We start from the raw sequence: 20028 nt of genomic DNA, 5'->3' as shown, positions 1-20028 counted from the left end.
TGGTGGTTTATAAAAAAGTGCCGAGGAACAGCCTTTTATTAAGCTCTAATGATGATTTGCAGCACAATGAGTGAATATGAACGATCCCTTAAACCCCAAAGTATATTGAAGTTTAATAAAAAAATTACATGCCTTATGTGTAAATAAGAAAATAATTTATCAATTTTTAGGTGGTGGTTGTATTTTCTTTAGTGTGACCAGGAAGGGAAACCCACGACTTCAGGCGATGTCCATCGTGGGACCGATGGTCACAGCCACTCTTTTTCGGGAAATTTTTGATGAAGACAGTGAACTGCGGCCCGATCTGGAGTCTTTAGCAAAAAGCCATGCCGATATCATATTAAGAGGGCTTCTCAACGCTTCCCCTGAGCAGGTTGCTGATGTCTGAAACAGGCTGAATGAGAAATATAAAATGCACGATAACAGTCCACTTCGCAGGCCTCATTCTGGGCTGACAGGGATTTCTGGAATCTAAAGGATCAGTTTAAGGAATAGCGTTCAGCACAACATTCGGCAATGATTACGTGCTGAAGGTATCAGTTATACCCTGGACCGGTTAAGCCTTTCACGCCAGTATCCGCTCATCGCTCATACCGGGTTTTGCATACTCATTCATTTAACAGAGCGCCATTCGGGCATATTCATATATCGACGCACTGAATATGAATGCCGGTGCTTATCTGCCAGATGCCCAAAGTTTTTACCCACCTTTAATGAACTGCTCAGTTTTGTTATGATTGTGGTTATGAAAAGGAGATATGAATGCGCATGCTGACTGAACAGAAGAAAAATGAAATTCTTAACTCCGCTTCGGCCGTATTTCTCGAACAGGGGTTCGAGCGAGCGTCTATGGACGGTGTTGCGAAAAAAGCCGGCTGCTCCAAAGCCACGCTTTATAATTATTTCCCCTCTAAAGAGAGACTTTTTGAGGCGGTAGTCAGGACGTACAGCACTAATTATCTCATGGGAGCAGCAAGTGAGCTAAAAGCCAGCGATAACGACTTATTCACATTATCTGAGAAGTTACAGCGTTTTGGCGAGGGAATGCTGGGTGTGATGACATCTGACTGGAAAGCTTTGCAGCTTTACCGGATGGTCGTTGGTGAGGCGGGCCATTCTGATATAGGAGAGCTTTTTTACGAGTCGGGCGTGCGCGAGAGTATGAGCGCGTTGACCGGGGTGATGGAGTACCATATGGGTAAAGGAGACTTAACCGGAAGTAACCCAACGCTGAGAGCGAAACAGTTTTCTGCTCTGGTAAAGGCTGAAGCCGACGAACTTTTCCTCATGCGTAAGACTCCTGACTATACGGAAAACGAAGTGCGCGTGATGGTCACAAGCGCGGTTGACCTGTTTGTAAACGGCGCAGGGCAAAAGGCCGACTCTGCGAAAATTTAGTGCAGAGGTGGCGCAGTATCTGATTGACATAGCCTGCATTAAATATAAACTAAACCGTACAGTTCATTTAAGGGGTGTTTGTAATGTCACATCGTGTTCTGTTAATTATCACCGCCGTGCTTGGGTCGTTTCTGTTGACCGGTTGTGTTTCATTATTCTGAGGGTGTTTTATGCGTTATCTCGTTCTTTTTATTACGGGTTCAGCACTTATGATGCTTACGGGTTGCCTTTCGATCGGCAGCCACATCTAATCCGCCAATGCCCGCTGTAAGGCGGGCCTGATTAAACCATTTATCAGGTGCCTGCAATTATCATTACCATAATACTGCTGAGAGCCACTGCGACGATTATTTCTGCAGTAAGCAAAGTAATCAGTGCGTTTTCGCGAGAACCCCAGGCAGGGTGAGCCGACTTCCTGCCACGCTGAGCCCTGCATCTCCTTATAAAAAATACGTCGCGCAGATTACAGCTAACCCTCCACCCTATTATAGTGATCGTTGTGCCCGTTATGCATAACATCATCCAGTCTATGAGGGTGATACTGCCTGCCTTATTCAAAATTAGTTCAGTCACGGGGTTTATTTCCTGATCCAGAGCTTTAAGCGGATTACAGACTTTTTTATGGCATTTTCGGTCATGCCCTTTGCAAGACCTGAAACAAAATTTATCAGTTAGGCACTCCATCACCGAGAATGGTGAGTGCAAATATGCCTGCGACCATGAGTACGATGTTCTCAACAATCAGCATCAATATGAGGGCACCCGGGCGTGCGCCCCATAGCCTGATCGTATAGTACTGACCGAGCTTCCTCCCTAATCCCCTGACGTAAAATATCTCCCTGATATTGCCCGTTATCCTGCAGAGCACAAGGAGGGCTATCGTTACCCTCGTCATCTGTAGAATCCAGTATCTTAAGGTCATTAACTCTGCTCCGGTCAGCAAATGTTCAATCATCTGCATGGGTCCTGTTAAGGCAAAGGGATATATTCCATAAGTGCGTGTGTCAGCTGACATAAACAGAGAAAGAGGTCAGGGCGCCGCTGAGCATGAAAATGAGGGCCAGAATGGCCCGACAAGCCAGCGTTTTCATACCAATCCCGCAGACGCATATTTGCCAATGAATATCCTGACTGATCCTTCGTCTCATCTGGCTTCGAAGACATACATCCGGCTGGCCGTTGGTGGTAAAATGTCCATTCAGCTCGCTGGTCAGTGAAAGGTAATACCGCACCATTTCGTCCGCGGCGCGGAAACGGAGTTCACCCCGAGAAATAGCTATGTCCATCAGGGAACGTATGTAATCAGTTACAGAGGGATGTGGTGATTCCGCTTCCGAATGCTGCTCTGAGCAAAACTGCACCTGTGCAGGCAGTAACGTCATACGGGTGAGCTTTCTTTTGATAGGCAGCCCAGAGAAGCGTAACGGCAATATGCATCCCAGCACGTTCAAGGCTGAGTTCGTATGGGTTTGTTTGCAATACCGGCTTTCTTCCCGTAACCCTTCAAATTGACGCGAAAACAACCCGGAAAAATGCTTATGCTGCACGCTCTCGTTTTTAAGTTCAGCATAGAGACTTCATCTTTACTCATTCTCATTCTCATTCTCATTCCCTCACCCCTAAGTCATGAAACTCAATGAAACATCTTCTTGACACAACCATGCTAAGCGATTTTAACTAAACCGTACAGTTTATTTTTAACACACAAGAGAATTTACTAATGTCGCTGACTTCACGCTCCTTTAATCGCAGCCTTTTCTTCCTTGCAATCCTGGCAGCATCAGGCTGCTCTTCCACATCACCATTAAAGTATTCAGGCATACCTTCCTCAGCACGTATGTCACTCAATACTGCCGATGACAACGATCGGATACCCTTCCGTTACGCAGTTCCTGTCAACTGGAGCAAATACAGAAGCATTACTATTGAACCTGTTGAGATTTATTCGGGGAGTGACGCACAGTTTAATGATATGTCGCAGGAAGACCGTCGCCGGCTGGCAAACTACATGCGCGATAAGTTCGGCGAAGTTCTCGCCGAGAAATTTATAACAAATACATCTGCCGGAAATGGCCCCTCACTCAGGTTAAAACTGACCCTTACCGGCGCTGATACTACACCGCCGGTGATTGGTACCTTTACCAAGTTTGATTTGGCTGGAGGTCCTTATAATATTGTCCAGTCGGTGCGTGGAGGGCGAGGCCTGATGAGTGGGTACGTTAACTATGCAGTTGAAATTGAAGATGCAGAAACAAAAACGCTGCTGCTCGCGTACGTTGCGGAGCAGTATCCTAATGCGATGAACGTGGGTGCAACATTTGGGTCTCTGAGCGCAGCAGAAACGGGTATCGACAAAGGAGCAGAACAACTTCTGGAAAAGCTTCGTTGAGTAAAAAGCTCGGCCATTTCTTTTAGTATGTCTTGTTGGGCTGATAAGTATGCTGAAAAACAGCATTCTGAATCTTGTGTCAGAGTTAAGGCCACTCTCCGCTAATAGCTAATAGCATACCTTACCATGCGCAGATGTCCGCTTTGTGCCAGAAGCGGACATTGCTTGCATCATGGCATGTTATTTAGAAAAAACATGTTTATGGTCCGCTTTTCGCTGTGAGTTCAACTGATGGACGCAACACACTTATTGAACCGTTCTGCGGGTGATTCATAGTCTAGCGTTTTTCTCGGTCTTTCGTTGAGCTGTCTGGCAACGCTGTTTAGTCTCTGCTGACTGTGAACCGATAAGTCAGTTCCCTTTGGAAAATATTGTCTTAGCAACCTGTTCGTATTTTCATTTGAGCCACGTTGCCAGGGAGATTGAGGATCACAGAAGTAAATCTGGATGTCTGTTGCTACAGTAAACCGGGTGTGGCTGGTCATTTCAGCTCCCCGATCCCAGGTTAATGTTTTATATAGCTCAACAGGTAATTCCCGGGCTTGTCTGATGAGTGCAGATATAACCGTTATGGTCTTGTTGTCCCTGATTTTGGCTAACATAACAAAGCGGGAATGGCGTTCTACGAGGGTGATAATATAGGAGTTTTTCGAGCCCTGGATCAGATCACCTTCCCAGTGACCAGGGATGGCTCTGTCTGAGGCTTCCGGTGGCCTTTCGCTGATAGGTATCGCATTCGGGATTTTCCCTAACCCTTTCCCTTTAAGTGATGACGTTCGGGATCTACGAACCGCTCTTCCGCTTCTGAGGCATTGCTGCAGCTCTTTTTTTAATGCCCCCCGGGTTTGTATAAAAAGCGTTTTATAAATCGTTTCGTGTGACACATGCATTTCCTGATTATCCGGATAACAGCGTTTCAGCCAACCGGCGATCTGTTCCGGCGACCAGTCCTGATGCATCTTCTCTGCAATGATTTTACACAATGTGGGGCTTTCAATTAGCTTGCAAGGTTTTGGTCTCAGAGCATTTTCCCACGCAGCAGTATCGGCTTTTGCTGCACGGTATTGCTTGGCACCTCCGTGCCTCCTGACCTCGCGGCTAATCGTTGAGGGTGCTCTTGATAAGTTGGCAGCAATGTCCCTGATACTGAGTTTTGCTACCAGTCCTCTGGAGATCTCCTCTCTTTCATCAAGCGTAAGCGCTAATCGATGCCGCTTTCGAACGGGAGGACGGTAGCCCCCTGTCTGGTGGATTGTGGGCATGATGGAAGAATGAAATCTGTCGAACATTCTGGCGATATCATGCAGAGAATCACCTTGCTTATATCTGTCCCAGATAATCGCCTTCTGCTCTGGCGTGTAGTTAATCCGAGTTCTTCGTTTCATGACAACGTCCCCCCTTGATTAAGGATAGCGTTGCATCGAGCCATTGAACTCACAGCTCATAGCGGACGTTCATCATCTGCAACCACTACACGTCTTTAAAACACCCTCTTTGGTTGACATCAAACACAACTGCTCACCCGTTCCCCGCCGTCCGCGGGACATTCAGTCTGCTCCGGCGGCGCGTGCGGCTTCCGGTGTCGCCCTGCCAGCTCCGCTTTGCGACCGGCTGCTGTGGCGGCACGGGGCAGATGAGGCCGTGCAACCGTTGACTGAGGAGCAGATGATGAAAAGAGAACTTACCATTGCCGGCCTGATAGCCAGCTAGTCGGGGTTTGCCCCTGACACTCGGTGTGTGGCCCACATCTGGGTGGCGGACGACGTTGAGGACATAGACTCAGAACTCTCACCAGATGAATGTAAGTGTCACATTCAGACCGTATTGATGTTCATGCAGATATGAGGTGCCATTTTCATGGCAGCAGGCCATGTAACCGGTTCATCAAAAAATTCAGCATTATCCATGTGCTTAGCCTGCCTGACAATCAGGGTCTTACCTACGGGGAGAACGCTGCGCGCATGGGCATCTGCCACACGCAGGATATCCAGGCACCTCAGGCCGGTATGACCTTTCTACTGTCGGCAGACCTTCACCGGAACAGCCTTAATCAGAGCAGTACGCCTCAGATCAGCCATACTTTTGTAAAAAATACCTTCCGGACTGACTGCCGGAGTTCCGATCTGGCTACGGAATAGACAGCTTTGCTGCTCCGCCCGGTCATCAAGCCCGGCCGGATTTTGTCGATATGTATTAGTTCATCAACCATCAAGGTTTATCCAGTGAAAATATCGACACGTTTAACAGCAGGTTTCACCTTCCTTATCTTACTGTTTGTAATCAGTTCCGCATTTACCTTTATCAGCCTTAATACATCCCGGCATGAGATGAATGACATCGTCTCTCACAGGCTGAAAAAGGTGGTGGTGGCGAATGAAGCCGGCACGGCCCTGAGAAATATGCTGGTTCAGGTCAGAAATATGGCGCTGTTTTCTGACGAAAAAGCCATTGCCACAGAGTGGGAACGCTTTGAGAAGAGCAAAACTGCTTATATTCAGAATCGCAATAAGCTCAAAGGTATGATTATGGCTGAAAACATCCCGGACGAGATGAAACTCCTTACCACCGTCCTGGATAACGAGAAGACGGCGCTTGCAGTGCTTGAGACTGCTGCAAAAAAAGGCAGGCAGAAGCAACTTGAAGGCCTGCCGGATTATCTCACCAGCGTGGTACGGCCTCCTCAACAGCTTCTGATTGCAAGCCTGAATGCCCTGACAACCATCCAGACTCACCAGGCTGAAGAAACTGCTTTCAGAAATAATGAACATGCCATCAGGGTGCTGAAGATTTCCGGCCTGATTATTTTCATTTCAATCGTGAGTAGTGTACTGGTCTGCCTGTTTATTGTCCGCATCCTGATGCGGCAACTGGGAGGGGAACCCGCAGAGGCTCAGAAAATCGCGGCGGCGATTGCCGGGGGGGACCTGACCACGCCCGTTCAGCTGCGACATAAGGACACAACCAGCCTGCTGGCCTCTCTTGACGGAATGCAGGCTGACCTTCGCGCACTTGTGGGACAGATAAAGGGCGCTGCCGGTTCAGTGGCACAGGCAGCAGATGAAATCTCTCAGGGTAACAGCGAGCTGTCATCACGGACGGAGCAGCAGGCGGCTGCGCTGCAGGAAACAGCGGCCAGCATGGAGGAGATAACGGCCACGGTAAGGAACAACACAACCAGCGCGCAGCATACTGCCGGTGTGGCAAGGGAAGCGGCTGCTCTTTCCCGTAACGGTAGGGAGGAGGTGCTTCGCATGTCCGAAAGTATGGGAGAGATATCTCACAGCGCCGGAAAAATACGGGATATTACCGCCGTTATCGAGGGTATTGCATTCCAGACCAATATCCTCGCACTGAACGCTGCGGTCGAGGCGGCCCGTGCCGGAGAGGAGGGGCGCGGCTTTGCGGTAGTGGCCGGCGAGGTGAGGTCGCTTGCGCAGCGCAGCGCCACAGCGGCAAAAGAAATTAAAGCCCTCATTGAGATGGCGGTCACCCAGGTCGAAAACGGCGTTTCGGTAGCTGACGGTACAGGACAGAGTATCATCAGAATTACCGGCATGGTGGGTGAACTGGCTGAGGCCATGGACGAAATCTCGCTCGGCTCAGAGGAGCAGATGCAGGGCATCGCCCAGGTCAGCATTGCGGTAACCCAGATGGACGGCGTCACGCAGAATAACGCCGCGCTGGTTGAAGAGTCCTCGGCGGCATCGCAGTCCCTTTCTGAGCAGGCGCGTGCCCTGCAGAATATGGTGGAAACCTTCCGCATATAATGTGCAGGTAAATCCCCTGCTTCGTCCGGCTGCCGGACGAAGCAGGGGGCGGCAGACTAACCGGGCGTTCAGATACCCAGCCTGCGGTTCCTAGATGAGTGGAAGGTAAGCGGTTCCTAGATGAGTGGAAGGTAAGCGGTTCGCCGGATGCTTCCGTCATCTGTGACCGTAGCGACTGCCGGTGGGAAGATTCCAGGGTAAACGTATACTGATCACGGGCGGCACCAGTGGCATGGGGCTGGCAGGCGCTCAGCGTATTGTTACTGAAGGTGGTCACGTAGCCATTACGGGGCTTAATGAAGAAAGGCTGGAACGTGCACGCAGCCTGCTTCCTGTAACATCACTTATTCTGAAAAGCGATACTGCAAGCGAAACCGACATAAAAGGGCTGGGGGAAGCTATCAGCGGCTGGGGTTCACTTGATGGATTATGGCTTAATGCCGGCTTTGCAGAGGTAGGATCTCCGGAATCTGTAACGGCAGATTCTTTCAATCGTATGATGAACGCTAATGTGCGCAGCCCGATGCTACAGCTAGCAGTTGTCTCCGAATCACTTAATTCAGGCGCGGCCATTTTGGTAACTTCCTCCTCTTCTGTCTATGAAGGTGCGGCGATGACAAGCCTATATGCAGCAACGAAAGGCGCCGTTATCGCTATGGTTAAAAGCTGGGCTTCTGCGCTGGCTGAACGCGGTATCCGCGCCAACACTTTGGTGCCTGGTCCGATTGAAACTAACTTCAGGCACTTTATGCCAGAAGAGTCCCGTCAGCAGTTTGAAGATTTTGTGGTAAGCCAGGTTCCTTTGGGGCGAGCGGGAACAGTAGAAGAGGCCGCTGCAGTTGCACTCCGATGACGCATCCTATGTTACCGGCAGCCAGTATGCTGTAGACGACGGGCTTGCACATTACTGACCGCCGACCAAAGCCACGAAAGTAAGTGAAATTAATCCAGCAATGTCTGCTTTTAGCTCATAGCGGATCTTCCGGAGCGTAGGTCCGCTTTGTGCCTGAAGCCTGCTCTCTCCGCATCATGATGTGTTGATCAATTGCGGTAGTTCACCTGCACCTTTCTAAGTGACCTCCGGCATGTTCATTCCGTTCGTCTGTAATTTTGCAGGCAATTTAGCGATAATTTGTTAAGCGGAAAGAAGATCTTTAAAGGAGGCACTGACAATGACTGTTTCTATAGGTGTGCTTGCAGGAATGGGACCCCGCTCCACAGCCCCCTTCGTTGATATGCTGGTGACAGAGTGTCACATCGGGTACGGAGCGAAATATGATATGGATTTTCCTAAAATGCATATTATCTCGTTGCCGACACCTTTCTGGCCTGGCAAGAAAGTTGATGATAATGCGATGATCGCAACCCTACAGCAGGGTATTACCGAACTCGTCAGGGCCAAAGTGAGTCTGATAGCTGTTCCCTGTAATCTTGCGCACTGCTACTTTGCCGAAATGAAGGCGGTGAGCTCCGGTATCCCACTTCTGCATATCGCAGACATCGCACTTGAGTCACTACCTGCAGAGGCAACCAGGATTGCTGTACTGGCTACGAAACCTACGCTGGAAGCGGGTTTTTATCAGGCGCGGATAGAAGCTTCTGGTAAAGAGATTATTGATTCACCTCTGCTTCGTGAGATGACCACATCGCTAATTGGACGGGTTAAAACGAAAGGTTTTCATGACTCCGATGTACAGGCAGAGTGGATAAATTTAATGTCTGTAGTGGCAAATCTTAAGGTGGAGGCTCTTCTTATTGCTTGTACAGATCTTAGTCCCCTGATAACTGAAAATACTTTCAGCTTTTTCATCGTAGATACGGCAGCAAGCCTTTCCAGTGCGACCATTAAAAACTACAGACGTCTGTCCGGGAAAATTACAGACGGCACCCATAATACCGACTAACCTGATGTCCGCTTGTCGCTCATTACAGCCCTTCAACCTTACTTGAACGATATGAGCTTCCCCAGACATTAACTTTTTCGCCAGTAAGTTTCTCAACAATCTCAATTGCATCTGGATCGCCATGGAAAGTCATGCAACATAAGCAATCGCCGCCACAGTCAAAACTCATAGTTCCTGGTGTTTTACTCATCGGTTCGCCGCAGATCTGGCAATTGTTTACATTCACTGGTGTGACATCCTGATTGGGTTTTAACAACGATGTTGCTTCATTTAACACGGTAATATCGACCTGCTCCCTGTTAATGCTCACTAAACCCTTTTAGCAATATCCGTCGATCGCTCTTGGCGGGCCTTCCAGAGCGCAAGTCCGCTTTGTGCCAGATGCGGACATTGCTCCCCCACAACATTATGCGTTGGTCACTGGGGATCAGGTCGTTTTCTATGAGGTCTATGCTTTTCTGAATGCCAGTTAAACGCAAACGTGATGACTGATAAGGGCGTTACTGACGTAGCGGTGAATTATCAACGCTGGCGGGTCATTCGCAGGAGGAGAGTTTACTGTTCCAAACCAGACAGGATTAGCGGGGCAAACGGAGCCACAAATGTAGGCAGGTATGCCCGCATACGTGCCCGCTATTGGTCTGTGGACATGGCCTGAAGAAATGGCGAGTAATCTGGCCGGGGCGCGTCTAATCAAATCTTCCATCTCAGGCAGACCTCTGCACATCGTTTCGTCTAGCGTTGGTATGCCAGATGCAAATACGTGATGGTGCAGAAACAGCAATGACGGAGGGCTGCATGCGTCGCTAAGTTGGTTATCCAACCATTCCAGATGGTCAGTCACACTGCCGTAATCTTTATAATCAATCGTCGAATCCAGACCAATCAGGCGAATGTCACCGGTGTTATGAATTAAGTGCAGGGCTTCTCCTTGGGCATCATGCGCCCATCTATTCTCATCCCAAACAGAACGCATCAGACTTCGGTCGTCTGAGTTACCCGGCAGGATCAACGAAGGGTAATTTTGCTGATTCAGGCGGTCAGCTATGTGTTTATAACCTTCCTGCCAATGCCCATCCGTTAGATCGCCTGTAATTACCAGTATGTCCGGTTGCAGATGTGTAAGCCAATTTAGTACCTGGTCGAACCGAAACAGATAATCATTTTCGGTTGAGGCGTGAATGTCTGAAACCTGAGCTATCAGCATAAAGACCTCATACGATTATTGTGTGGGGAATAAGATCCTGATTCACAACCATGAATCCCGTTACAAATTTCATGTTTTTCACCACTATGGTAACAATGAACAGATTAATTAGGATCAAGAATTCATAACGTTGCGGTGAATCAGACTGGCTGTAAAGGCGTTCGGGAATTCACAATGAATCGCTAAGTTCAATTCCGACTGCTCAAAGCCAATGTTCGCAGGGATGCGTAACGTCCGCTTTTCGCTGTGAGTTCAACTGATGGACGCAACACACTTATTGAACCGTTCTGCGGGTGATTCATAGTCTAGCGTTTTTCTCGGTCTTTCGTTGAGCTGTCTGGCAACGCTGTTTAGTCTCTGCTGACTGTGAACCGATAAGTCAGTTCCCTTTGGAAAATATTGTCTTAGCAACCTGTTCGTATTTTCATTTGAGCCACGTTGCCAGGGAGATTGAGGATCACAGAAGTAAATCTGGATGTCTGTTGCTACAGTAAACCGGGTGTGGCTGGTCATTTCAGCTCCCCGATCCCAGGTTAATGTTTTATATAGCTCAACAGGTAATTCCCGGGCTTGTCTGATGAGTGCAGATATAACCGTTATGGTCTTGTTGTCCCTGATTTTGGCTAACATAACAAAGCGGGAATGGCGTTCTACGAGGGTGATAATATAGGAGTTTTTCGAGCCCTGGATCAGATCACCTTCCCAGTGACCAGGGATGGCTCTGTCTGAGGCTTCCGGTGGCCTTTCGCTGATAGGTATCGCATTCGGGATTTTCCCTAACCCTTTCCCTTTAAGTGATGACGTTCGGGATCTACGAACCGCTCTTCCGCTTCTGAGGCATTGCTGCAGCTCTTTTTTTAATGCCCCCCGGGTTTGTATAAAAAGCGTTTTATAAATCGTTTCGTGTGACACATGCATTTCCTGATTATCCGGATAACAGCGTTTCAGCCAACCGGCGATCTGTTCCGGCGACCAGTCCTGATGCATCTTCTCTGCAATGATTTTACACAATGTGGGGCTTTCAATTAGCTTGCAAGGTTTTGGTCTCAGAGCATTTTCCCACGCAGCAGTATCGGCTTTTGCTGCACGGTATTGCTTGGCACCTCCGTGCCTCCTGACCTCGCGGCTAATCGTTGAGGGTGCTCTTGATAAGTTGGCAGCAATGTCCCTGATACTGAGTTTTGCTACCAGTCCTCTGGAGATCTCCTCTCTTTCATCAAGCGTAAGCGCTAATCGATGCCGCTTTCGAACGGGAGGACGGTAGCCCCCTGTCTGGTGGATTGTGGGCATGATGGAAGAATGAAATCTGTCGAACATTCTGGCGATATCATGCAGAGAATCACCTTGCTTATATCTGTCCCAGATAATCGCCTTCTGCTCTGGCGTGTAGTTAATCCGAGTTCTTCGTTTCATGACAACGTCCCCCCTTGATTAAGGATAGCGTTGCATCGAGCCATTGAACTCACAGCTCATAGCGGACGTTCATCATCTGCAACCACTACACGTCTTTAAAACACCCTCTTTGGTTGACATCAAACACAACTGCTCACCCGTTCCCCGCCGTCCGCGGGACATTCAGTCTGCTCCGGCGGCGCGTGCGGCTTCCGGTGTCGCCCTGCCAGCTCCGCTTTGCGACCGGCTGCTGTGGCGGCACGGGGCAGATGAGGCCGTGCAACCGTTGACTGAGGAGCAGATGATGAAAAGAGAACTTACCATTGCCGGCCTGATAGCCAGCTAGTCGGGGTTTGCCCCTGACACTCGGTGTGTGGCCCACATCTGGGTGGCGGACGACGTTGAGGACATAGACTCAGAACTCTCACCAGATGAATGTAAGTGTCACATTCAGACCGTATTGATGTTCATGCAGATATGAGGTGCCATTTTCATGGCAGCAGGCCATGTAACCGGTTCATCAAAAAATTCAGCATTATCCATGTGCTTAGCCTGCCTGACAATCAGGGTCTTACCTACGGGGAGAACGCTGCGCGCATGGGCATCTGCCACACGCAGGATATCCAGGCACCTCAGGCCGGTATGACCTTTCTACTGTCGGCAGACCTTCACCGGAACAGCCTTAATCAGAGCAGTACGCCTCAGATCAGCCATACTTTTGTAAAAAATACCTTCCGGACTGACTGCCGGAGTTCCGATCTGGCTACGGAATAGACAGCTTTGCTGCTCCGCCCGGTCATCAAGCCCGGCCGGATTTTGTCGATATGTATTAGTTCATCAACCATCAAGGTTTATCCAGTGAAAATATCGACACGTTTAACAGCAGGTTTCACCTTCCTTATCTTACTGTTTGTAATCAGTTCCGCATTTACCTTTATCAGCCTTAATACATCCCGGCATGAGATGAATGACATCGTCTCTCACAGGCTGAAAAAGGTGGTGGTGGCGAATGAAGCCGGCACGGCCCTGAGAAATATGCTGGTTCAGGTCAGAAATATGGCGCTGTTTTCTGACGAAAAAGCCATTGCCACAGAGTGGGAACGCTTTGAGAAGAGCAAAACTGCTTATATTCAGAATCGCAATAAGCTCAAAGGTATGATTATGGCTGAAAACATCCCGGACGAGATGAAACTCCTTACCACCGTCCTGGATAACGAGAAGACGGCGCTTGCAGTGCTTGAGACTGCTGCAAAAAAAGGCAGGCAGAAGCAACTTGAAGGCCTGCCGGATTATCTCACCAGCGTGGTACGGCCTCCTCAACAGCTTCTGATTGCAAGCCTGAATGCCCTGACAACCATCCAGACTCACCAGGCTGAAGAAACTGCTTTCAGAAATAATGAACATGCCATCAGGGTGCTGAAGATTTCCGGCCTGATTATTTTCATTTCAATCGTGAGTAGTGTACTGGTCTGCCTGTTTATTGTCCGCATCCTGATGCGGCAACTGGGAGGGGAACCCGCAGAGGCTCAGAAAATCGCGGCGGCGATTGCCGGGGGGGACCTGACCACGCCCGTTCAGCTGCGACATAAGGACACAACCAGCCTGCTGGCCTCTCTTGACGGAATGCAGGCTGACCTTCGCGCACTTGTGGGACAGATAAAGGGCGCTGCCGGTTCAGTGGCACAGGCAGCAGATGAAATCTCTCAGGGTAACAGCGAGCTGTCATCACGGACGGAGCAGCAGGCGGCTGCGCTGCAGGAAACAGCGGCCAGCATGGAGGAGATAACGGCCACGGTAAGGAACAACACAACCAGCGCGCAGCATACTGCCGGTGTGGCAAGGGAAGCGGCTGCTCTTTCCCGTAACGGTAGGGAGGAGGTGCTTCGCATGTCCGAAAGTATGGGAGAGATATCTCACAGCGCCGGAAAAATACGGGATATTACCGCCGTTATCGAGGGTATTGCATTCCAGACCAATATCCTCGCACTGAACGCTGCGGTCGAGGCGGCCCGTGCCGGAGAGGAGGGGCGCGGCTTTGCGGTAGTGGCCGGCGAGGTGAGGTCGCTTGCGCAGCGCAGCGCCACAGCGGCAAAAGAAATTAAAGCCCTCATTGAGATGGCGGTCACCCAGGTCGAAAACGGCGTTTCGGTAGCTGACGGTACAGGACAGAGTATCATCAGAATTACCGGCATGGTGGGTGAACTGGCTGAGGCCATGGACGAAATCTCGCTCGGCTCAGAGGAGCAGATGCAGGGCATCGCCCAGGTCAGCATTGCGGTAACCCAGATGGACGGCGTCACGCAGAATAACGCCGCGCTGGTTGAAGAGTCCTCGGCGGCATCGCAGTCCCTTTCTGAGCAGGCGCGTGCCCTGCAGAATATGGTGGAAACCTTCCGCATATAATGTGCAGGTAAATCCCCTGCTTCGTCCGGCTGCCGGACGAAGCAGGGGGCGGCAGACTAACCGGGCGTTCAGATACCCAGCCTGCGGTTCCTAGATGAGTGGAAGGTAAGCGGTTCCTAGATGAGTGGAAGGTAAGCGGTTCGCCGGATGCTTCCGTCATCTGTGACCGTAGCGACTGCCGGTGGGAAGATTCCAGGGTAAACGTATACTGATCACGGGCGGCACCAGTGGCATGGGGCTGGCAGGCGCTCAGCGTATTGTTACTGAAGGTGGTCACGTAGCCATTACGGGGCTTAATGAAGAAAGGCTGGAACGTGCACGCAGCCTGCTTCCTGTAACATCACTTATTCTGAAAAGCGATACTGCAAGCGAAACCGACATAAAAGGGCTGGGGGAAGCTATCAGCGGCTGGGGTTCACTTGATGGATTATGGCTTAATGCCGGCTTTGCAGAGGTAGGATCTCCGGAATCTGTAACGGCAGATTCTTTCAATCGTATGATGAACGCTAATGTGCGCAGCCCGATGCTACAGCTAGCAGTTGTCTCCGAATCACTTAATTCAGGCGCGGCCATTTTGGTAACTTCCTCCTCTTCTGTCTATGAAGGTGCGGCGATGACAAGCCTATATGCAGCAACGAAAGGCGCCGTTATCGCTATGGTTAAAAGCTGGGCTTCTGCGCTGGCTGAACGCGGTATCCGCGCCAACACTTTGGTGCCTGGTCCGATTGAAACTAACTTCAGGCACTTTATGCCAGAAGAGTCCCGTCAGCAGTTTGAAGATTTTGTGGTAAGCCAGGTTCCTTTGGGGCGAGCGGGAACAGTAGAAGAGGCCGCTGCAGTTGCACTCCGATGACGCATCCTATGTTACCGGCAGCCAGTATGCTGTAGACGACGGGCTTGCACATTACTGACCGCCGACCAAAGCCACGAAAGTAAGTGAAATTAATCCAGCAATGTCTGCTTTTAGCTCATAGCGGATCTTCCGGAGCGTAGGTCCGCTTTGTGCCTGAAGCCTGCTCTCTCCGCATCATGATGTGTTGATCAATTGCGGTAGTTCACCTGCACCTTTCTAAGTGACCTCCGGCATGTTCATTCCGTTCGTCTGTAATTTTGCAGGCAATTTAGCGATAATTTGTTAAGCGGAAAGAAGATCTTTAAAGGAGGCACTGACAATGACTGTTTCTATAGGTGTGCTTGCAGGAATGGGACCCCGCTCCACAGCCCCCTTCGTTGATATGCTGGTGACAGAGTGTCACATCGGGTACGGAGCGAAATATGATATGGATTTTCCTAAAATGCATATTATCTCGTTGCCGACACCTTTCTGGCCTGGCAAGAAAGTTGATGATAATGCGATGATCGCAACCCTACAGCAGGGTATTACCGAACTCGTCAGGGCCAAAGTGAGTCTGATAGCTGTTCCCTGTAATCTTGCGCACTGCTACTTTGCCGAAATGAAGGCGGTGAGCTCCGGTATCCCACTTCTGCATATCGCAGACATCGCACTTGAGTCACTACCTGCAGAGGCAACCAGGATTGCTGTACTGGCTACGAAACCTACGCTGGAAGCGGGTTTTTATCAGGCGCGGATAGAAGCTTCTGGTAAAGAGATTATTGATTCACCTCTGCTTCGTGAGATGACCACATCGCTAATTGGACGGGTTAAAACGAAAGGTTTTCATGACTCCGATGTACAGGCAGAGTGGATAAATTTAATGTCTGTAGTGGCAAATCTTAAGGTGGAGGCTCTTCTTATTGCTTGTACAGATCTTAGTCCCCTGATAACTGAAAATACTTTCAGCTTTTTCATCGTAGATACGGCAGCAAGCCTTTCCAGTGCGACCATTAAAAACTACAGACGTCTGTCCGGGAAAATTACAGACGGCACCCATAATACCGACTAACCTGATGTCCGCTTGTCGCTCATTACAGCCCTTCAACCTTACTTGAACGATATGAGCTTCCCCAGACATTAACTTTTTCGCCAGTAAGTTTCTCAACAATCTCAATTGCATCTGGATCGCCATGGAAAGTCATGCAACATAAGCAATCGCCGCCACAGTCAAAACTCATAGTTCCTGGTGTTTTACTCATCGGTTCGCCGCAGATCTGGCAATTGTTTACATTCACTGGTGTGACATCCTGATTGGGTTTTAACAACGATGTTGCTTCATTTAACACGGTAATATCGACCTGCTCCCTGTTAATGCTCACTAAACCCTTTTAGCAATATCCGTCGATCGCTCTTGGCGGGCCTTCCAGAGCGCAAGTCCGCTTTGTGCCAGATGCGGACATTGCTCCCCCACAACATTATGCGTTGGTCACTGGGGATCAGGTCGTTTTCTATGAGGTCTATGCTTTTCTGAATGCCAGTTAAACGCAAACGTGATGACTGATAAGGGCGTTACTGACGTAGCGGTGAATTATCAACGCTGGCGGGTCATTCGCAGGAGGAGAGTTTACTGTTCCAAACCAGACAGGATTAGCGGGGCAAACGGAGCCACAAATGTAGGCAGGTATGCCCGCATACGTGCCCGCTATTGGTCTGTGGACATGGCCTGAAGAAATGGCGAGTAATCTGGCCGGGGCGCGTCTAATCAAATCTTCCATCTCAGGCAGACCTCTGCACATCGTTTCGTCTAGCGTTGGTATGCCAGATGCAAATACGTGATGGTGCAGAAACAGCAATGACGGAGGGCTGCATGCGTCGCTAAGTTGGTTATCCAACCATTCCAGATGGTCAGTCACACTGCCGTAATCTTTATAATCAATCGTCGAATCCAGACCAATCAGGCGAATGTCACCGGTGTTATGAATTAAGTGCAGGGCTTCTCCTTGGGCATCATGCGCCCATCTATTCTCATCCCAAACAGAACGCATCAGACTTCGGTCGTCTGAGTTACCCGGCAGGATCAACGAAGGGTAATTTTGCTGATTCAGGCGGTCAGCTATGTGTTTATAACCTTCCTGCCAATGCCCATCCGTTAGATCGCCTGTAATTACCAGTATGTCCGGTTGCAGATGTGTAAGCCAATTTAGTACCTGGTCGAACCGAAACAGATAATCATTTTCGGTTGAGGCGTGAATGTCTGAAACCTGAGCTATCAGCATAAAGACCTCATACGATTATTGTGTGGGGAATAAGATCCTGATTCACAACCATGAATCCCGTTACAAATTTCATGTTTTTCACCACTATGGTAACAATGAACAGATTAATTAGGATCAAGAATTCATAACGTTGCGGTGAATCAGACTGGCTGTAAAGGCGTTCGGGAATTCACAATGAATCGCTAAGTTCAATTCCGACTGCTCAAAGCCAATGTTCGCAGGGATGCGTAACGTCCGCTTTTCGCTCATAGCAGACATTTAACCAGCGTGCTTTTGTGCCAAGAGCGGGAGTTAATAACCTTTTAGTGTTTATCATAAAAAAATACCTGCCCTCCGAGGAGGGCAGTTACAAAACGCGGTGGTAGCGTATTGTGCTTCTATATAGTTTTCTACTTTGTGAGGAAGAACCAGACAATCCCGTCAGACATCTTCCCTTCACTGAGCGGTAGAAGCGCTCACCTATGACACAACACTGTTTATATTAATTACTTAAAAATCAGTCGCAAGCGTAATCGGTAAGTTAATAAAAAAACCGACGAGTGGAAAAATCCCGGCAGCAGGGCAGACATGTACTTCACTCATCTCAGCAGATATAAGAAGAGTTGGGTAGCGCATTTTATCTGACCCTAACCGGCTACACCGGGCGTACGGCGCCGTCTGCCCAGTGTACTCTGTTCAGGAAATCATTCGGCGCCTTCATGCTGCTGCACGCCATACAGAGCACAATCTTTGGTGTGTTACCATTATCTAAGTAAATTTACCCGCACAGGATTTATTGCGTAGATAAGCACGGTTAGAATGGCAAATATGATTTATTCAGAGGACAGACTGCAGTGACGCTCACACAAAAATCCGGTCATCTGGCCTGGTGCGCTCTGGCAGCCCTTGCACTTGCACGTCAGGACGGTACCGTTTTTTCCGCTGCTTAGGAAAATCTCTTTCTGACACGCTGGCTGGCGACCGCCCTTAAACAGCGTCGCTTTTCCCGTGAGGTGGCTCCCGACATTGAGTGGCTGCTGAAACAGGGACGCCAATATGGCGTTGCCGCAAAGCTTGCCGGCAAGCTCGACTATCTCTGGCGCTCCTGTACAGGCGAGCTGTCCCGGCAGAATGACCTGTTCCGTCTGACATATGCCCTGGAGATGGCGAAAGATATGTGCTGGGCTTACCGGCTGTTCAGCGACCGGGAGTGGTCGGGAAGGCATGCCGCCGTCCTGAACGCTGGCGTAAACGGAATTTATCTGTCCCGAAGCAGCCTGGATGCTGCATTCAACGATGGCGGCCAGCAGGTCGCACCGGTGATCGCGCGACTAACCGGGTCCGTGCAGGGGCTGGAAACGCTTCTTAACCGCTGTGGATGGCAGATGGCTATTGATGGGCATTCCGGGCTTTATGTGCTGACGGCAGAAAAATATGAACTGACGATGGGGCAGTGAGCCCCTGGGCGGCTGTACCTGGTGGTTCAGCAGTACGGCCGGAGAGGCCGCTAAATAAGTCAGTGGCGGATCTGCGCCAGGTCGTCTTCAGTCAGTCCGGTCATTTTCATGATGGTATTACGGTCAAGACCGTTCTGCAGCATGGTACGGGCAACTTCCAGCTTGCCTTCATTTCGGCCTTCCTGCCTGCCTAGCTGGATACCCTTCTGGATGCCATTCTGTTCGAGCTGTTGTGCGATGGTCATAAGTGCGTCTCCGTGTTGCGGCACACGCTGTGCCAGTTCGCGTACAAAACCTTCGGCGTCGGCTGTTTCGCCTGCCTGTACAATATAGTGTACCAGCGATATCACCTGTGATGAAGACAGATAGCCGGCCAGCAGAATGGGCGCCAGCCGGTCAGTCAGTTCTGCCAGGTCCCGCTGATGAATATGTTTCTGCAGCAGGGTCAGGGCGGCCATGCTGCGATGGCCGGCGATTTCATCATCAGGAATGACGGTAACGTCAACCAGCGGGAAAGCGCTGCTGTAGAGTTTGCCTGCCAGCGCCAGCTCATCAAACTCATTCAGCCACCGGGTGGAGTAAGGGTACGGGCTGCGTTTACCCGTATAGAACAGCACGGGTATCACCAGTGGCAACTTCTTATGGCCCGCCTCAAGGTGGCGCTGCATGGCAGCCACCGCATAACGCATCAGGCGAAAAGCCATGTGTTTATCGGGTGAAGACTGGTGCTCGATGAGCACGTGGACATAACCCTCACCGGCTGTGGTTTTCAGACTGTAGAGCACATCGCTAAAGTACTGCCTCAGGTCATCCTCGACGAACGAGCCGGATTCCAGCTTTAGCGTACTGAGGTCACAGATAGCACGCAGCTCTGCGGGCAGATGGAGTTCCATGAAATCACGGGCGACATCCGGGTGGGTCAGAAACTGCCGGAACGTGGCATCGTGAGGAGTAGGTGTGCGGTTTTTCTTCTTCTTCATCAGTTCCGGCTCTGAAAAATAACCGCTGTATGTTACCACAG

The 20028-nt window shown here is 50.0% G+C and carries 15 protein-coding genes and 3 pseudogenes; 9 read left to right on the top strand and 9 right to left on the bottom strand.

Annotated elements, in window-relative coordinates:
* Positions 1-762 precede the first annotated feature (762 nt).
* Entirely contained in the window at positions 763-1398 is a 636-nt protein-coding gene (locus tag J2125_RS24285; RefSeq protein WP_017802646.1) for a TetR/AcrR family transcriptional regulator, read from the top strand.
* A gap of 667 nt (positions 1399-2065) precedes the next feature.
* Here J2125_RS24285 and J2125_RS24280 read toward each other — a convergent pair.
* Together J2125_RS24280 and J2125_RS24275 are read right to left on the bottom strand one after the other, a co-directional pair.
* Positions 2066-2353 (bottom strand): hypothetical protein, encoded by a 288-nt coding sequence (locus J2125_RS24280; protein WP_026111910.1) that lies wholly within the window; start codon positions 2351-2353, stop codon positions 2066-2068.
* A gap of 49 nt (positions 2354-2402) precedes the next feature.
* Positions 2403-2780, bottom strand: coding sequence for a hypothetical protein (locus tag J2125_RS24275; protein WP_017802649.1), 378 nt, complete (start codon positions 2778-2780; stop codon positions 2403-2405).
* 338 nt (positions 2781-3118) lie between these two features.
* Between J2125_RS24275 and J2125_RS24270 the strand changes: the two genes are divergently transcribed.
* Positions 3119-3787 carry a DUF3313 domain-containing protein gene (locus tag J2125_RS24270; RefSeq protein ID WP_209499564.1) on the top strand — a complete coding sequence of 223 codons (669 nt, stop codon included), beginning with the start codon at positions 3119-3121 and terminating at the stop codon, positions 3785-3787.
* Positions 3788-4011: 224 nt separating this feature from the next.
* Here the strand turns inward: J2125_RS24270 and J2125_RS24265 are convergent, their stop codons facing one another.
* Entirely contained in the window at positions 4012-5172 is a 1161-nt protein-coding gene (locus J2125_RS24265) for an IS30 family transposase (protein ID WP_034947353.1), read from the bottom strand.
* Positions 5173-6009: 837 nt separating this feature from the next.
* Here J2125_RS24265 and J2125_RS24260 point away from each other — a divergent pair.
* From J2125_RS24260 to J2125_RS24250, 3 genes and pseudogenes are all read left to right on the top strand, one after another.
* Positions 6010-7554: a methyl-accepting chemotaxis protein gene (locus J2125_RS24260; protein WP_209499594.1), complete on the top strand. Its 1545-nt coding sequence runs from the start codon at positions 6010-6012 to the stop codon at positions 7552-7554.
* A 181-nt stretch (positions 7555-7735) separates the two neighbouring features.
* Positions 7736-8465: pseudogene (locus J2125_RS24255) on the top strand (SDR family oxidoreductase).
* Between the two features lie 261 nt (positions 8466-8726).
* Complete coding sequence (locus J2125_RS24250; RefSeq protein WP_209499563.1) at positions 8727-9458, top strand: aspartate/glutamate racemase family protein; 732 nt, start codon at positions 8727-8729, stop codon at positions 9456-9458.
* A 22-nt stretch (positions 9459-9480) separates the two neighbouring features.
* Here J2125_RS24250 and J2125_RS24245 read toward each other — a convergent pair whose 3' ends face one another.
* The 3 genes from J2125_RS24245 to J2125_RS24235 all read right to left on the bottom strand — a co-directional run bounded on the left by J2125_RS24245 (position 9481) and on the right by J2125_RS24235 (position 12078).
* Complete coding sequence (locus J2125_RS24245; protein ID WP_209499562.1) at positions 9481-9768, bottom strand: hypothetical protein; 288 nt, start codon at positions 9766-9768, stop codon at positions 9481-9483.
* A 159-nt stretch (positions 9769-9927) separates the two neighbouring features.
* Positions 9928-10665, bottom strand: a complete 738-nt coding sequence (locus tag J2125_RS24240) for a metallophosphoesterase (protein ID WP_209499561.1) — start codon at positions 10663-10665, stop codon at positions 9928-9930.
* 252 nt (positions 10666-10917) lie between these two features.
* Entirely contained in the window at positions 10918-12078 is a 1161-nt protein-coding gene (locus tag J2125_RS24235) for an IS30 family transposase (protein WP_034947353.1), read from the bottom strand.
* 837 nt (positions 12079-12915) lie between these two features.
* On the opposite strand from J2125_RS24235, the gene J2125_RS24230 reads away from it, so the two are divergent.
* The 3 genes and pseudogenes from J2125_RS24230 to J2125_RS24220 all read left to right on the top strand — a co-directional run bounded on the left by J2125_RS24230 (position 12916) and on the right by J2125_RS24220 (position 16364).
* Positions 12916-14460, top strand: a complete 1545-nt coding sequence (locus J2125_RS24230) for a methyl-accepting chemotaxis protein (RefSeq protein WP_209499594.1) — start codon at positions 12916-12918, stop codon at positions 14458-14460.
* Positions 14461-14641: 181 nt separating this feature from the next.
* Positions 14642-15371, top strand: a pseudogene (locus J2125_RS24225) (SDR family oxidoreductase).
* 261 nt (positions 15372-15632) lie between these two features.
* Positions 15633-16364, top strand: a complete 732-nt coding sequence (locus J2125_RS24220; RefSeq protein WP_209499563.1) for an aspartate/glutamate racemase family protein — start codon at positions 15633-15635, stop codon at positions 16362-16364.
* A gap of 22 nt (positions 16365-16386) precedes the next feature.
* Here J2125_RS24220 and J2125_RS24215 read toward each other — a convergent pair whose 3' ends face one another.
* Together J2125_RS24215 and J2125_RS24210 are read right to left on the bottom strand one after the other, a co-directional pair.
* Positions 16387-16674, bottom strand: a complete 288-nt coding sequence (locus tag J2125_RS24215) for a hypothetical protein (RefSeq protein ID WP_209499562.1) — start codon at positions 16672-16674, stop codon at positions 16387-16389.
* A 159-nt stretch (positions 16675-16833) separates the two neighbouring features.
* Entirely contained in the window at positions 16834-17571 is a 738-nt protein-coding gene (locus J2125_RS24210) for a metallophosphoesterase (RefSeq protein ID WP_209499561.1), read from the bottom strand.
* 833 nt (positions 17572-18404) lie between these two features.
* Between J2125_RS24210 and J2125_RS24205 the strand changes: the two are divergent.
* A pseudogene (locus J2125_RS24205) lies at positions 18405-19007 on the top strand (DUF2913 family protein).
* Between the two features lie 59 nt (positions 19008-19066).
* On the opposite strand, the gene J2125_RS24200 reads toward J2125_RS24205, so the two are convergent.
* Positions 19067-19987 carry an Rpn family recombination-promoting nuclease/putative transposase gene (locus J2125_RS24200; RefSeq protein ID WP_034950508.1) on the bottom strand — a complete coding sequence of 307 codons (921 nt, stop codon included), beginning with the start codon at positions 19985-19987 and terminating at the stop codon, positions 19067-19069.
* Positions 19988-20028 lie beyond the last annotated feature (41 nt).

The sequence above is a fragment of the Winslowiella toletana genome (assembly GCF_017875465.1).
Classification (GTDB): domain Bacteria; phylum Pseudomonadota; class Gammaproteobacteria; order Enterobacterales; family Enterobacteriaceae; genus Erwinia; species Erwinia toletana.
The sequence above is the reverse complement of the archived record's forward strand: the minus strand, read 5'-3'. Positions and strand labels throughout refer to the sequence as shown.

Coding starts and splice junctions, on each gene's coding strand:
- J2125_RS24285 (WP_017802646.1), top strand. CDS start 763: ATGCGCATGCTGACTGAACAGAAGAAAAATGAAATTCTTAACTCCGCT.
- J2125_RS24280 (WP_026111910.1), bottom strand. CDS start 2,353: ATGATTGAACATTTGCTGACCGGAGCAGAGTTAATGACCTTAAGATAC.
- J2125_RS24275 (WP_017802649.1), bottom strand. CDS start 2,780: ATGACGTTACTGCCTGCACAGGTGCAGTTTTGCTCAGAGCAGCATTCG.
- J2125_RS24270 (WP_209499564.1), top strand. CDS start 3,119: ATGTCGCTGACTTCACGCTCCTTTAATCGCAGCCTTTTCTTCCTTGCA.
- J2125_RS24265 (WP_034947353.1), bottom strand. CDS start 5,172: ATGAAACGAAGAACTCGGATTAACTACACGCCAGAGCAGAAGGCGATT.
- J2125_RS24250 (WP_209499563.1), top strand. CDS start 8,727: ATGACTGTTTCTATAGGTGTGCTTGCAGGAATGGGACCCCGCTCCACA.
- J2125_RS24240 (WP_209499561.1), bottom strand. CDS start 10,665: ATGCTGATAGCTCAGGTTTCAGACATTCACGCCTCAACCGAAAATGAT.
- J2125_RS24235 (WP_034947353.1), bottom strand. CDS start 12,078: ATGAAACGAAGAACTCGGATTAACTACACGCCAGAGCAGAAGGCGATT.
- J2125_RS24220 (WP_209499563.1), top strand. CDS start 15,633: ATGACTGTTTCTATAGGTGTGCTTGCAGGAATGGGACCCCGCTCCACA.
- J2125_RS24210 (WP_209499561.1), bottom strand. CDS start 17,571: ATGCTGATAGCTCAGGTTTCAGACATTCACGCCTCAACCGAAAATGAT.
- J2125_RS24200 (WP_034950508.1), bottom strand. CDS start 19,987: ATGAAGAAGAAGAAAAACCGCACACCTACTCCTCACGATGCCACGTTC.